The sequence below is a fragment of the Pseudomonas sp. LAP_36 genome (assembly GCF_019456785.1).
GTDB lineage: Bacteria > Pseudomonadota > Gammaproteobacteria > Pseudomonadales > Pseudomonadaceae > Aquipseudomonas > Aquipseudomonas tritici.
The window spans coordinates 383,449-396,487 of sequence record NZ_JAHZMS010000001.1 but is presented as its reverse complement, the minus strand read 5'-3'; the positions used below and the strand labels follow the sequence as shown (position 1 = coordinate 396,487).

Here is a 13,039-nt window from a genome sequence, read left to right as displayed (position 1 = left end):
TCAACCGGCTCGACGCAGTAGCCAGAAGCCAGCCAAGGCGCAGATGGCCGTGGGCACCAGCACCGCAAACAGCGGCGAGAAGCCGAACACCAGGCTCGACGGGCCGAGCAGGTCCTGGGCGATACGGAATGTGAAACCCACCAGCACGCCGGTAAATACACGCTGGCCCAGGGTTACGGAGCGCAGCGGACCAAAGATGAACGAGATCGCCATCAGCACCAGCGCCGCCGTCACCACCGGTTGCAACACCTTGACCCAAAATGCCAGCCAGTAACGACCGTTGTTCAGGCCCTGGTCCTTCAGATAGTGGATATAACTCCAAAGCCCGGAGATCGGCAGGCTTTCCGGGATCATCACCACGGTATTGAGCAGTTGCGGCTTGAGGGCAATGTCCCACTCTTCGCTTGGCACGTTGATCACTTCGGTGCTGGCCTTGGTACCTTGGCCGATATCGCGGAAATACGTGGTGGTCACATCGCTCAATTGCCACTTTTCATCACTGTACTGCGCACGTTTGGCGAAGCTTGACGACAGCAGATGGCGTTCTTTGTCAAAATTGTAGCGGGTCACACCAATCAACAGGCCGCCCGGTTGCACGGCGTTGATGTGGATGAATTGATCACCCTGGCGGTGCCACAGGCCGCGCTTGGAGCTTTGCGCATCGCCCGACCCCTGAGCCAAGGCACGATTAGCCTGGGCCGTGGATTCAGTCGGCGGCGCGACGTATTCACCGATCAGCACGCTGCACAGCATCAGCAGCAACATAGGCTTCATCACCGCCCAGACGATACGACCGATGGAAACCCCGGCCGCGCGCATGATGGTCAGTTCGCTGTTGCTGGCCAGGGTACCCAGGCCGATCAGACAGCCAATCAGCGCAGCCATCGGCATCATCTCGTAAAGACGACGCGGCGCGGTCAGCGCGACAAAGCTGAGCACATCCCACACGGTATAGGTGTCGCTGACGTTACCCACTTCATCGATGAAGGCGAACAACGACGCCAGGCCCAGGATGATGCCCAATACCGCCAGGATGGCGATCAGTACACTGCTACCGATGTAGCGATCGAGCTTAGCCACGGGCCAACTCCTTCTGGCCACGACGGCTCTTCATTTTCAAACGTATGGGTTCCCAGTAGAGCAGGCCCAGGCCAATCACCAGGAAGATCCCGTGCACCCACCACAGGCCCAGGGTCGGCGACAGCTTGCCCTTTTCCAGGGAACCACGAGCCGAAATCAGGATGGTCAGGTAAGCCATGTACAGCAGGATCGCCGGCAGCAGCTTGAGGAAACGCCCCTGGCGCGGGTTGACGCGCGACAGCGGCACGGCCATCAAGGTCACGATGAACACCAGCAGCGGCAGGGAAATTCGCCATTGCAGTTCGGCGATGGAACGCAGTTCCTTGCTGCCGAACAGGTCGGAGGTCGGGATGGCGTCACGGTCGGTGACTTCGTCGCTGATATCCGGACGCGCCAGCATCACGCCATAGGTGTCGTACTGGATTGCACGGTAATCGGCCATGCCGGGGCTGCCGTCATAGCGATAGCCGTTTTCCAGGATCAGGTAGCGGCTGCCGTCCGGGCGCACTTCCTGGCGGCCCGAATCGGCTACCAATATGGAAATACCACGGTCCTTCTTGTCCTGGCCCAGGCGTTTCTCGGAGATAAACACCCCGCCCAGGTTAGCGCGATCGTCGGTCAGGGTTTCGGTGTAGGTCACCCGAGAGCCGTCATTGAGCGCCTGAAAACGGCCTGGCTCAAGGGTATCGAACTCGGTCATCGCGTCCTGTTTGTTCAGCACCAACTGGAACTGCATGGCGCCCTGGGGAGCCAGGCTCAGGCTCAGCCAGGCGACGACCAGCGCGACGCCGGCGGCGGGGATCATGGTCATGCCCAACAGGCGCTGCTGGCTCATGCCGGTGGCCGAGAGCACGGTCATTTCGCTTTCAAGGTACAGGCGGCCGTATGCCAGCAGGATCCCCAGGAACAGGCCCAACGGCAGGATCAGTTGCAGGAAGCCCGGCAGGCGAAAACCCATGATCAGGAACAGCGAGCCTGGGTCCAGGGCGCCCGAAGCGGCTTGGGCCAGGTATTTGACGAAACGACCACTCATGATGATGACCAGCAATACCGCACTCACGGCACTCAGGGTCAACAGGACTTCGCGGGACAGATAACGGAAGACGATCAAACCAGACACTCCAGGGTTGTCAGGCTAAGGCGGCCAAACAAGCAAGCATACCGAGTCAGCCCCTTTACACAGGGCCGGCTAAAAAGATGGCGCATTATCCTGTGATTGACCGCGCCTGTCACTGCGCAACCTCATGCACGTGCACAAAGCTGGTGGCAAGGGTTGTCAGGCTCCGCCGGCGAGGTTCAAACTGCGGCCTTTGTCGCCGGCGGTTTACACAGCTGCCGGGTATTAAAGCCGGAGTACAGACTCCTGGCTAATAGACCTTTATAAGGGACCCGAAAATGGAATTGGTTGTAAAAAGCGTTAGCCCCGAAACGTTGAAAACCGCCACCCTCGTGGTCGCCATTGGCGAAGGCCGCAAACTCGGCGTTGCCGCCAAGCAACTCGACGAACTCAGCGGCGGCGCTATCAGCGCCGTGCTCAAGCGCGGCGACCTGGCCGGCAAAGTCGGCCAGAGCCTGCTGCTGCAGAGCCTGCCCAACCTTAAGGCCGAGCGTGTATTGCTGGTGGGCGTGGGCAAGGACGCCGAACTCGGCGACCGCCCTTTCCGCAAGATCATCAGCGCCATCCTCACCACCCTCAAGGGCCTGGGCGGCAGCGATGCAGCGCTGGCACTCGATGAAATCGTCGTAAAAGGCCGTGACAGCTACGGCAAGACCCGCCTGCTGGCTGAAACGTTGGTGGATGGTGGTTACTTCTTCGACCAGTTCAAGAGCCAGAAAGCCGAACCGCGTGCCCTGAAGAAAATCACCCTGCTGACCATCAAGGCGGCCCAGGCTGAAGTCGAGCGCGCCGTCACCCACGCGACAGCAATCGCCAATGGCATGTCGTTCACCCGCGACCTGGGTAACCTGCCGCCGAACATCTGCCACCCGACCTTCCTGGGCGAACAAGCCAAGGCACTGGGCAAAGAGTTCAAGGGCCTGAAAGTTGAAGTGCTGGACGAGAAAAAGATCAAGGAACTGGGCATGGGCTCGTTCTATGCCGTAGGCCAGGGCAGCGACCAGCCGCCACGCCTGATCGTGATGCAATACAACGGCGGCAAGAAGTCCGAGAAGCCTTACGCCCTGGTCGGCAAAGGCATCACCTTCGACACCGGCGGCATCAGCCTCAAGCCGGGCCTGGGCATGGACGAGATGAAGTACGACATGGGCGGCGCCGCGAGCGTGTTCGGCACCCTGCGCGCCGTACTGGAACTCAAACTGCCGATCAACCTGGTGTGCATCCTGGCCTGCGCCGAGAACATGCCAAGCGGCGGCGCGGCGCGCCCGGGCGATATCGTGACCACCATGAGCGGCCAGACCGTCGAAATCCTCAACACCGACGCCGAAGGCCGCCTGGTGCTGTGCGACGCCCTGACCTACGCCGAGCGCTTCAAGCCGCAGGCCGTGATCGACATCGCCACCCTGACCGGCGCCTGCATCGTCGCCCTGGGTTCCCATACCTCGGGCCTGCTGGGCAACAACGACGAACTGATCGAGCAATTGCTCAGCGCCGGCAAGGCTGCCGACGACCGCGCCTGGCAACTGCCGCTGTTCGATGAGTACCAGGAACAACTGGACAGCCCGTTCGCCGACATCGCCAACATCGGCGGTCCGAAAGCCGGCACCATCACGGCTGCCTGCTTCCTGTCGCGCTTTGCCAAAAACTTCAACTGGGCCCACCTGGACATCGCCGGCACGGCCTGGACCAGCGGCGGCAAGGACAAGGGCGCCACTGGCCGTCCGGTTCCGTTGCTGACCCAATACCTGCTGGATCGCGCCAAGGCCTGACGCTAAAACGCCGGGGTCGCCATTGCGTCACCCCGGCCGTAGCAGCTGCCGAGCGCAAGCGAGGCTGCGTTGGCGGAGTATCTGACACACCGCAACGCAGCCTCGCTTGCGCTCGACAGCTGCTACGCCAAGCTCAGACTCCTTTGCGGCGAAGGGTGATCGATTTAATTGCGGCGCGGCTATAAGGACCCCAATGACCCAAGTCGACTTCTATATATTGCCCAGCGCCGACCCGCTCGCGCGCCTGGACTTTGCCTGCAAGCTCACCGAAAAAGCCTGGCGCATGGGCCACCGTATCTACCTGCATTGCAGCGATGCGACCCAACGCGACGAACTGGATGCCCGCCTGTGGCGCTTCAAGGGCGAAAGCTTTGTGCCCCACGGCCCAGCCGAATCCGAGCCCGAAGGCTTGGTGGTACTGGGTTTGGGGGACAGTTGCGGCGATCACCAGGACCTGCTGGTCAACCTGGACCTGAAAGTACCGCCCTTTGTCAAGGCGTTCGCCCGCGTGGCGGAAGTGGTGGTGGAAGATCCGGCTATTCGTCAGGCCGCGCGGGAGAGTTTCCGTTTCTACCGCGAACAGGGCTATCCTCTGCAAGATCACCGGCTACAACGACTTTGAGCACACGATGGACACTCCCAATTCTGTAAAAAAAGACGACCACCTGCTGGACGACCTCGAGTCGATCCGCCAGTTGCTGGGTGATGATGACTTGCAGCCGCCGCTGCTGACCGAGACGATCGAGAGCGAGGTACAGATTCCACTGTTATTCGACATGGTAGGTAATAAGCCCGCAGCCCCGGTGGCAGTCACTGCAGCAGCAGAACCCGCCCCCGCTGAAAAAGGCCCGGACGCCCTACTGCTGCACCTCGATAACGAACTGCGCGCCGCTGCGCAATTGATCATGCAGGACGTGATCGACGATTTTGCCCCGCATATCGAGACCGAGATCAAGCGTCGGTTGGATGCGCGGATGGAAAGGTTGCTTAGCCAGTACCAGTCTTAATAGCTGTCCAGATCCTTGTGGGAGCTGGCTTGCCTGCGATCGCAGTGTCTCAGTCAACATCTTCAGTGGCTGGCATACCGCTATCGCAGGCAAGCCAGCTCCCACATTGGTTTTGCATAGGCCTTTAGTCCGTCTTCAACTCGCCCTCCACGCCCTCCCCCGTTATACTTGCCGGCTTTCCTGAATTAATGCCAACTAGGGTCCCGCCGCGCATGGATAAGACCTACCAGCCCCACGCTATCGAAACTTCCTGGTACAACACCTGGGAGTCCGAGAACTATTTCGCCCCACAAGGTGCGGGCGACTCGTACACCATCATGATTCCGCCACCGAACGTCACTGGCAGCCTGCACATGGGCCATGGCTTCAACAATGCGATCATGGATGCGTTGATCCGTTTCCGCCGCATGCAGGGCCGCAACACCCTGTGGCAGCCAGGCACCGACCACGCCGGTATCGCCACGCAGATGCTGGTGGAACGCCAACTCGAAGCCACCGGCCAGAACCGTCACGACCTGGGTCGCGAGAAATTCCTGGAAAAAATCTGGGAATGGAAAGACCAGTCCGGCGGCAACATCAGCCGTCAGATCCGCCGCCTGGGCTCGTCCGTCGACTGGAGCCGCGAGCGCTTCACCATGGACGACGGCCTGTCGGAATCCGTGAAAGAAGCCTTCGTGCGCCTACATGAAGACGGCCTGATCTACCGCGGCAAGCGTCTGGTCAACTGGGACACCAAGTTGCACACGGCGATTTCCGACCTTGAAGTGGAAAACCACGACGAGAAAGGCTTCCTGTGGAACCTCAAGTACCCACTGGCCGACGGCGCCAAGACCGCTGAAGGCAATGACTACCTGATCGTCGCCACCACTCGTCCGGAAACCATGCTCGGCGACGCCGCCGTAGCGGTTAACCCGAACGATGAACGCTACCAGGCGCTGATCGGCAAGTTCGTCGAGCTGCCTTTGGTTGGCCGTCGCATCCCGATCATCGCGGACGACTACTGCGACCCGGAATTCGGCACCGGCTGCGTGAAAATCACCCCAGCCCACGACTTCAACGACTACGAAGTCGGCAAGCGCCACAACCTGCCGCTGCTGAACATCTTCGACAAGAATGCCGCCGTACTGCCGGCCTGCCAGGTGTTCAACCTGGACGGCACGCTGAACGAGAGCATCGACGGCAAGATCCCGGCCGAATACGCCGGCCTCGACCGCTTCGAAGCACGCAAGCAGATCGTTGCCGCCTTCGACGCCGCCGGTTTGCTGGTGAGCGTTGACGACCACGGCCTGAAAGTGCCGAAGGGCGACCGTTCCGGCACCGTGATCGAACCGTGGCTGACCGACCAGTGGTACGTGTCCACCAAGCCGCTGGCCGAGCCTGCGATTGCCGCAGTGGAAGATGGCCGCATCCAGTTCGTACCGAAACAGTACGAAAACATGTACTTCTCGTGGATGCGTGACATCCAGGATTGGTGCATCAGCCGTCAGCTGTGGTGGGGCCATCGTATTCCGGCCTGGTACGACGAATCAGGCAAGGTCTACGTAGGCCGCGACGAAGCCGAAGTGCGTGCCAAGCACAACCTCGGCCCGGACGTTGCGCTGCAACAAGACAACGACGTACTGGACACCTGGTTCAGCTCGGGCCTGTGGACGTTCTCTACCCTGGGCTGGCCGCAGCAGACCGAATTCCTGAAGAAATTCCACTCCACCGACGTGCTGGTCACCGGTTTCGACATCATTTTCTTCTGGGTTGCCCGGATGATCATGCTGACCATGCATTTGGTGAAAAACGAAGACGGCACGCCGCAAGTACCGTTCAAAACCGTGTACGTGCACGGCCTGGTGCGTGATGGCCAGGGCCAGAAGATGTCCAAGTCCAAGGGCAACGTCCTGGACCCGCTGGACATCATCGACGGCATCGACCTGGAAACCCTGGTGCAGAAACGCACCTCGGGCCTGATGCAGCCAAAACTGGCGAAGAAGATCGAGAAGCAGACCCGCGACGAGTTCGCCGACGGCATCGCCAGCTACGGCACCGACGCCCTGCGCTTCACCTTCTGCTCGCTGGCGTCCACCGGTCGCGACATCAAGTTCGACATGGGCCGCGTCGAAGGCTATCGCAACTTCTGCAACAAAATCTGGAACGCGGCGCGCTACGTGCTGGATAAAGGCGAAGACTGCGGCCAGAACGGCGAAGAAGTCGAACTGTCCCTGGCTGACCGCTGGATCATCTCGCAACTGCAACGCACCGAAGCCGAAGTGACCCGCCAGCTCGACCAGTTCCGCTTCGACCTGGCCGCACAGGCCTTGTACGAGTTCATCTGGAACCAGTATTGCGACTGGTACTTGGAACTGTCCAAACCCGTGCTGTGGGACGAGAACGCACCGGTCGAACGCCAGCGCGGCACCCGCCGCACCCTGGTGCGCGTGCTCGAAGTGGCGCTGCGCCTGGCGCACCCGTTCATGCCGTTCATCACCGAAGAAATCTGGCAGCGCCTCGCGCCGCTGGCCGGTATCGAAGGCAAGACCATCATGCTGCAGCCTTGGCCGGTGGCCAACGAAGCGCGTATCGATGAGGCGGCCGAAAGCGATATCGAATGGCTCAAGACGCTGATGATGGGCACACGTAACATCCGCGCCGAGATGAACATCGGGCCGGGCAAGCCACTGGCAGTGTTTGTAAAGAACGCCAGCGCTGAGGATCAGCGTCGTCTTACTGAGAACGATGCACTGCTCAAGAAGCTGGCGAAGCTGGAGTCGATCACTGTATTGGCGGCGGGCGAAGAAGCACCGCTGTCCGCCACCGCTCTGGTCGGCGACATGGAAGTGCTGGTGCCGATGGCTGGCCTGATCGACAAGGGCGCTGAACTGGCCCGCCTCGACAAAGAAATCCTGCGCCTGCAAGGCGAAGTGCAGCGGGTGGGCGGCAAGCTGTCCAACGCGGCGTTCGTCGACAAGGCGCCGGCTGAAGTGATCGAAAAAGAACGCGCCAAGCTGGCCGAGGCTGAACAGGCCTTGGGTAAGCTGGCGGAGCAACATGCGCGGATTTCCAGCTTGTAAGGTGTAAACCGCGTGAAAAAGAGACCTTCGGGTCTCTTTTTTTTGCCTTTTGTGGGAGCTGGCTTGCCTGCGATGCAGACAACTCGGTGTACCTGCACGACAGCGTTGATGCCATCGCAGGCAAGCCAGCTCCCACATTTGACCGAGATCACCTCAAGAATGTGTGACAATGCCCACCACTTTGAGCCAACACCAGAATCATCATGACCACCCCCAGCACGCCAAAACCTCCGCGCAAGAAGCCTAAAACCGCAGCCACGGCCAAACCCGTCGTGCCGCGCAAAGAGGCCACCCTGCACCCGCGCAACCGTCACACGGGCCGTTACGACTTCCCGGCGTTGATCAAAACCACGCCGGAACTGGCGCAGTTCGTGATCCTCAACCCCTACGGCAAGGAAAGCATCGACTTCGCCAGCCCGGATGCGGTGCGGGTGTTCAACCGGGCGCTGCTGAAAGCTTTTTATGGTATCCAGCACTGGGACATCCCGGCGGATTACCTGTGCCCACCGGTGCCGGGACGTGCGGACTACGTACACTTCCTCGCCGACCTGCTGGCCAGCGTCAACGACGGCAAGATCCCGCGCGGTTCAATCGTCAAGGTGCTGGACATCGGCATGGGCGCCAATTGCGTCTACCCGTTGATTGGCTACATGGAGTACCGCTGGAACTTCCTGGGCTCGGAGGTCGACCCTACTGCCGTGGCCGCAGCCAAGGCCATCGTGCAGTCCAATGACTTGAGCAAGGTCATCCAGTTGCGCCTGCAGGCTAACCCTAAGCAGATCCTGCTGGGCTTGCTGGAACCGGGTGAGCGCTTTGACCTGACCATGTGCAACCCGCCATTCCACGCGTCCATGGACGAAGCCACCAAGGGCAGCGAACGCAAGTGGCGAGCCTTGGGCAAGGCTGACCCGAAACGCAAGTTGCCGGTGCTGAACTTCGGCGGCCAATCGGCCGAGTTGTGGTGTGAAGGCGGTGAAGTACGCTTCGTGACCCAGTTGATCGCCGAGAGCGCGCACTTTGCCCACAAGGTGTTGTGGTTCAGCACTCTGGTGTCAAAAGCGTCGAACTTGCCCGCCATCGAGACTGCACTGAAAAAAGCCGGCGTGCTGGAAAGCCAAGTGGTGGAAATGTCCCAGGGGCAGAAGCAAAGCCGCTTTGTGGCCTGGACCTTCCAGACCAAGAACGAACAGCAGATCTGGCGCCAGCGCTGGGTGCGCGACTGATCCATTTGGCGAGGGAGCTTGCTCCCGCGGGACTGGGCTGGCGCTCCAGTGCGAAGCGCTCCCAGACTTTTGGGGCCGCTGCGCAGCCCAGCGGGAGCAAGCTCCCTCGCCACAGCAACCCCGCAACCACAGTAAATCGCAGGCAACAAAAAACCGTGCCCGGATCGCTCCGGAGCACGGTTTTTTTGCTGCGTCTTACTTGTTAACAGCGTCGGTCAGGCCTTTGGCCACAACCAGCTTGATAACTTTCTTGGCAGCGATTTCGATGGCAGCGCCAGTCGAAGGGTTACGGCCAGTACGGGCAGGACGCTCGGTCACTTTCAGTTTGCCAACGCCTGGCAGAGTGATTTCGCCGCCGTTTTCCAGCTGATCAGCAACGATCTGGCTCAGTTGGTCCAGCAGAGCGCGCACGGTGGTCTTCGGTGCGTCTACTGCTTCAGCCAGGTCAGCGATCAGTTGGTCTTTAGTAATAGCCATTGTGGTGTTCCTTCCCTATCAAATTCATATGGATTGCAGAGTGCAGTGTCAGCCGTCGAGCCCGACCGTCATGGCCTGGCACCCCCGGCTATAACCACGGAGATCGGGGTTATAGATGCTTGAAACGGGGATTGGTTCGACCTGACAGATGCTGAATGCACGCTTATCGCCGAGACTTGGCGTAAGACGGGGCAAAACTAGCACAGAGACGGGGAAATATCCGCCTCTACCTACCCATTTGGTCAGCTTTATCGCTCTAAACCGTGAAAAAAAGGCATATGGACCGTCGGAGGGTGCCCAAAACCGCCTTCGAAGCGCGTCTTGCCCAATGGGTGCGGTACACTGGGCAACTTTTTGGGGAGGGCGCACCGCTCCCCTTCAACCAGCCGAGAAGCCTATGCCGATCCGTCATTGCATCGTCCACCTGATCGACAAAAAACCCGACGGCACACCTGCAGTTCTTCACGCGCGTGACTCGGAGTTGTCCGAATCCGCTGCCATCGAGAACATGCTTGCCGACCTTAACGAGAGCTATAACGCCAAACAAGGCAAGGCCTGGGGCTTCTTCCATGCCGAGTCCGGCGCGCACCCGTTCAGCGGCTGGTTGAAGGAATATTTCGACGGTGGCCAGGATTTCACCACGTTCAGCCGCACTGCCGTCGAGCACCTGCAGAAGCTGATGGAAGAGTCCAACCTCTCCGTCGGCGGTCACGTGCTGTTTGCCCACTACCAACAAGGCATGACCGACTACCTGGCCATCGCCCTGCTGCACCACAGCGAAGGCGTGGCGGTGAATGATGAGCTGGACGTGACCCCTTCTCGTCACCTGGACCTCGGCCAACTGCACCTGGCGGCACGCATCAACGTCTCCGAGTGGCAGAACAACAAGCAGTCCAAGCAATACATCTCCTTTATCAAAGGCAAGAACGGCAAGAAAGTCTCGGAGTACTTCCGCGACTTTATCGGCTGCCAGGAAGGCGTCGACGGCCCGGGCGAGACCCGCACGCTGCTCAAGGCCTTCAGCGACTTCGTCGAAAGCGAGGACCTGCCGGACGAATCCGCTCGCGAAAAAACCAAGACCCTGGTGGATTACGCCAGCAGCCAGGCCAAGCTCGGCGAGCCGATGGGCCTGGAAGAACTCTCGGGGCTGATCGATGAAGATCGGCCAAAAGCGTTCTACGACCATATCCGCAACAAGGACTACGGCCTGTCGCCAGAGATACCGGCTGACAAACGCACGCTCAACCAGTTCCGTCGCTTCACCGGCCGTGCCGAAGGCTTGTCGATCAGCTTTGAAGCGCACTTGCTGGGCGACAAGATTGAATACGACGAAGCCGCCGGTACCTTGATCATCAAGGGCTTGCCGACCCAACTGACCGACCAGCTCAAGCGCCGCAACTGATGCTCGGCGGGGTTTTCAAGAAAGTCCTGCTGGTGTTGCTGGTCGTGGTGGTGATTCAGAACTGGGGCAAGATCGAGCGGGTGTTCAACCCATCGCAGGTGGTACCAGAGCAGACCCGCGCCTCGGCGCGTGTGGTGCTCTATTCCACCGAGTGGTGTGGTTACTGCAAGCAGATCCGCCGGTTCCTGGACCAGAAGGGCATTCCGTACCAGGCGTTTGATATCGAAAAAGACGCCCAGGCGCGCAAGGCGTATGAGGCGTTGGGTGGCGGTGGGATTCCGTTCGTGGATGTAAACGGCACACTGATCCGCGATTACAGCCCCGAGAAGATCATGGCTGCGCTGAAGTAATCAGCGCACCACGATCATCCGGCCCAATACCGTGTGCTGCTCAAAGCCAAGCACAGCCTGCAACGCATTCAACACCGCCTGCGGGTCTTTGCTCGGGAAGCTGCCGCTGACCCGCTTGGCGCCCATCTCTTCGTTGAGCAACAGAATGCGGCCCGGATAGTAGCGCCCCAAGTCATTGATCACATCGGCCAGCGGCGCCTTGTAGTAGTTGAGCCAGCCGTCACGCCAAGCCAGGCGTGATTCGCTGTCGACCGCATGCAGAGGGTCGGCGACACCGTCGACGTAGGTCACTTGCTGGCCTGCCGTAAGAATTTGCTGCTGGCCCTGCTTGGACGGTATGACGCCAACGCGCCCGGACAACACGGTTACCTGAGCACCCTCCGGTTGCAGGCGCACTTCAAACTGCGTACCCAACACCCGCGCTTCGCCGCTGCCCGCCTCCACCACAAAGGATTGCCCGGTGTGAGTTACGCTGAAAAAACCGGCGCCGCGACGCAACTGGATATGCCGCTCACCCTGGCTGAAATCCACCGCAATGGCACTGTCGGCATCGAGGGTGACTTGGGACTTGTCGGCCAGCGTGACGGTTCTGACCTCCCCCGGCGCTGTCACGTAGTCGGCGCCGAAGTCATCGACCCAGCGCGACGGCTGCCAACCGGCGCCCATCGACACCATCAACACCAGACAGGCGGCCATCGCCAACGCGCCAGACCAGCGCACAACCCGTGAGCGCTTCGAGGTGTTCATCGCATTGAGATAGCCCTGCAAGGCCATGGCCTCTTCATCCGCCAATTTGCGTGCCGGCACTTCGCTCAACTCCCACAGCACCTGAGCCTGTGCGTAGGCCTCGACGTGCGCGGGATCGGCGCGCAGCCAGTGGCTGAACGTGGCCTGGTCGCCGCTGCTGGGTTGGTCATGCAACAGGCTCAGCCAAGCCAGTGCGGCCTGCTCCTGCGCGGGCGTGGGGGTGACGTTCACGGAGCTTTCCCTGGCGTGCGTGGGGGCGATGGTTCGCGAAGGCTGGCTTTGCAGGCTTCGAGGGCACGCATCATATGTTTTTCCACGGCACTTTGGGACAGGCCCATGGCCTTGGCGATCTCCGCGTATTTGCGGCCGTGAATGCGGTTAAGCAGGAAAATCTGCCGCGTGCGTTCGGGCAAGCTGCGCAAGGCGGCTTCGACGTGGCGCAAATCGTTGCCGGCTTCCAGCGCTGCCTGCGGTTCGCAACCCTGATTGTCCTGCTGCTCGGGCAGCCAGCCTTCGCTGCTGCGCACCCGCGCGCCTTCGCTGCGCAGGTGGTCGATGGCAATATTGCCGGCGCAGCGCAACAGGTAGGTGCTGAGTTCTTCGACCTGCACCAATGGCCGACGCCAGAAGCGCAGGAACAGGTCCTGCACCAGGTCGGCCGCCGTGGCGCGACATCCCACGCGACGGCTCACCAAGGCCTCCATCTGCGAACGCTGGGACAAAAACACCTGCAGGAAATGCGCACGTCCACCTGCCGCGTCAGCGTGCGGGCTGTCCTGGGATTCGGGTGGCGTGCTGATCATCAGGC

The 13,039-nt window shown here is 60.6% G+C and carries 12 protein-coding genes; 7 read left to right on the top strand and 5 right to left on the bottom strand.

Features of this window, described 5'->3' with window-relative positions; translation table 11 throughout:
- Both lptG and lptF read right to left on the bottom strand, forming a co-directional pair.
- On the bottom strand, positions 1–1,080 hold the full coding sequence (gene lptG, locus JBO08_RS01920; protein ID WP_220074564.1) for an LPS export ABC transporter permease LptG: 1,080 nt from the start codon (positions 1,078–1,080) through the stop codon (positions 1–3).
- Positions 1,073–2,191 carry an LPS export ABC transporter permease LptF gene (lptF, locus tag JBO08_RS01915; RefSeq protein WP_220074565.1) on the bottom strand — a complete coding sequence of 373 codons (1,119 nt, stop codon included), beginning with the start codon at positions 2,189–2,191 and terminating at the stop codon, positions 1,073–1,075. Before lptF ends, lptG begins: the two co-directional genes overlap by 8 nt.
- A 284-nt stretch (positions 2,192–2,475) precedes the next feature.
- On the opposite strand from lptF, the gene JBO08_RS01910 reads away from it, so the two are divergent.
- The 5 genes from JBO08_RS01910 to rlmF all read left to right on the top strand — a co-directional run bounded on the left by JBO08_RS01910 (position 2,476) and on the right by rlmF (position 9,255).
- Positions 2,476–3,966: a leucyl aminopeptidase gene (locus JBO08_RS01910; protein WP_065871747.1), complete on the top strand. Its 1,491-nt coding sequence runs from the start codon at positions 2,476–2,478 to the stop codon at positions 3,964–3,966.
- Between the two features lie 193 nt (positions 3,967–4,159).
- Positions 4,160–4,588 carry a DNA polymerase III subunit chi gene (locus tag JBO08_RS01905; RefSeq protein WP_065879566.1) on the top strand — a complete coding sequence of 143 codons (429 nt, stop codon included), beginning with the start codon at positions 4,160–4,162 and terminating at the stop codon, positions 4,586–4,588.
- 7 nt (positions 4,589–4,595) lie between these two features.
- On the top strand, positions 4,596–4,973 hold the full coding sequence (locus JBO08_RS01900) for a DNA polymerase III subunit chi (RefSeq protein ID WP_220074566.1): 378 nt from the start codon (positions 4,596–4,598) through the stop codon (positions 4,971–4,973).
- Positions 4,974–5,185: 212 nt separating this feature from the next.
- Positions 5,186–8,032 (top strand): valine--tRNA ligase, encoded by a 2,847-nt coding sequence (locus tag JBO08_RS01895; protein WP_065871744.1) that lies wholly within the window; start codon positions 5,186–5,188, stop codon positions 8,030–8,032.
- Positions 8,033–8,235: 203 nt separating this feature from the next.
- Positions 8,236–9,255 carry a 23S rRNA (adenine(1618)-N(6))-methyltransferase RlmF gene (gene rlmF / locus JBO08_RS01890; protein ID WP_065871743.1) on the top strand — a complete coding sequence of 340 codons (1,020 nt, stop codon included), beginning with the start codon at positions 8,236–8,238 and terminating at the stop codon, positions 9,253–9,255.
- A gap of 195 nt (positions 9,256–9,450) precedes the next feature.
- Here the strand turns inward: rlmF and JBO08_RS01885 are convergent, their stop codons facing one another.
- Entirely contained in the window at positions 9,451–9,732 is a 282-nt protein-coding gene (locus tag JBO08_RS01885) for an HU family DNA-binding protein (RefSeq protein ID WP_003212743.1), read from the bottom strand.
- A gap of 397 nt (positions 9,733–10,129) precedes the next feature.
- Between JBO08_RS01885 and yejK the strand changes: the two genes are divergently transcribed.
- The gene (gene yejK / locus JBO08_RS01880; protein ID WP_049709838.1) at positions 10,130–11,134 is read left to right on the top strand and encodes a nucleoid-associated protein YejK; all 1,005 of its coding nucleotides are present in this window, start codon (positions 10,130–10,132) and stop codon (positions 11,132–11,134) included.
- Positions 11,134–11,484 (top strand): glutaredoxin family protein, encoded by a 351-nt coding sequence (locus tag JBO08_RS01875; protein ID WP_065871742.1) that lies wholly within the window; start codon positions 11,134–11,136, stop codon positions 11,482–11,484. The genes yejK and JBO08_RS01875 overlap by 1 nt, the downstream gene beginning before the upstream one ends.
- Here the strand turns inward: JBO08_RS01875 and JBO08_RS01870 are convergent, their stop codons facing one another.
- Complete coding sequence (locus tag JBO08_RS01870) at positions 11,485–12,462, bottom strand: FecR family protein (protein WP_065890465.1); 978 nt, start codon at positions 12,460–12,462, stop codon at positions 11,485–11,487.
- Positions 12,459–13,037, bottom strand: a complete 579-nt coding sequence (locus JBO08_RS01865) for an RNA polymerase sigma factor (protein ID WP_049713413.1) — start codon at positions 13,035–13,037, stop codon at positions 12,459–12,461. Before JBO08_RS01865 ends, JBO08_RS01870 begins: the two co-directional genes overlap by 4 nt.
- Positions 13,038–13,039: the final 2 nt, after the last annotated feature.

Excerpts from the sequence above, each read along its gene's own strand:
- JBO08_RS01910 (WP_065871747.1), top strand. The coding sequence starts at position 2,476 with ATGGAATTGGTTGTAAAAAGCGTTAGCCCCGAAACGTTGAAAACCGCC.
- JBO08_RS01905 (WP_065879566.1), top strand. The coding sequence starts at position 4,160 with ATGACCCAAGTCGACTTCTATATATTGCCCAGCGCCGACCCGCTCGCG.
- JBO08_RS01900 (WP_220074566.1), top strand. The coding sequence starts at position 4,596 with ATGGACACTCCCAATTCTGTAAAAAAAGACGACCACCTGCTGGACGAC.
- JBO08_RS01895 (WP_065871744.1), top strand. The coding sequence starts at position 5,186 with ATGGATAAGACCTACCAGCCCCACGCTATCGAAACTTCCTGGTACAAC.
- rlmF (WP_065871743.1), top strand. The coding sequence starts at position 8,236 with ATGACCACCCCCAGCACGCCAAAACCTCCGCGCAAGAAGCCTAAAACC.
- JBO08_RS01885 (WP_003212743.1), bottom strand. The coding sequence starts at position 9,732 with ATGGCTATTACTAAAGACCAACTGATCGCTGACCTGGCTGAAGCAGTA.
- yejK (WP_049709838.1), top strand. The coding sequence starts at position 10,130 with ATGCCGATCCGTCATTGCATCGTCCACCTGATCGACAAAAAACCCGAC.
- JBO08_RS01875 (WP_065871742.1), top strand. The coding sequence starts at position 11,134 with ATGCTCGGCGGGGTTTTCAAGAAAGTCCTGCTGGTGTTGCTGGTCGTG.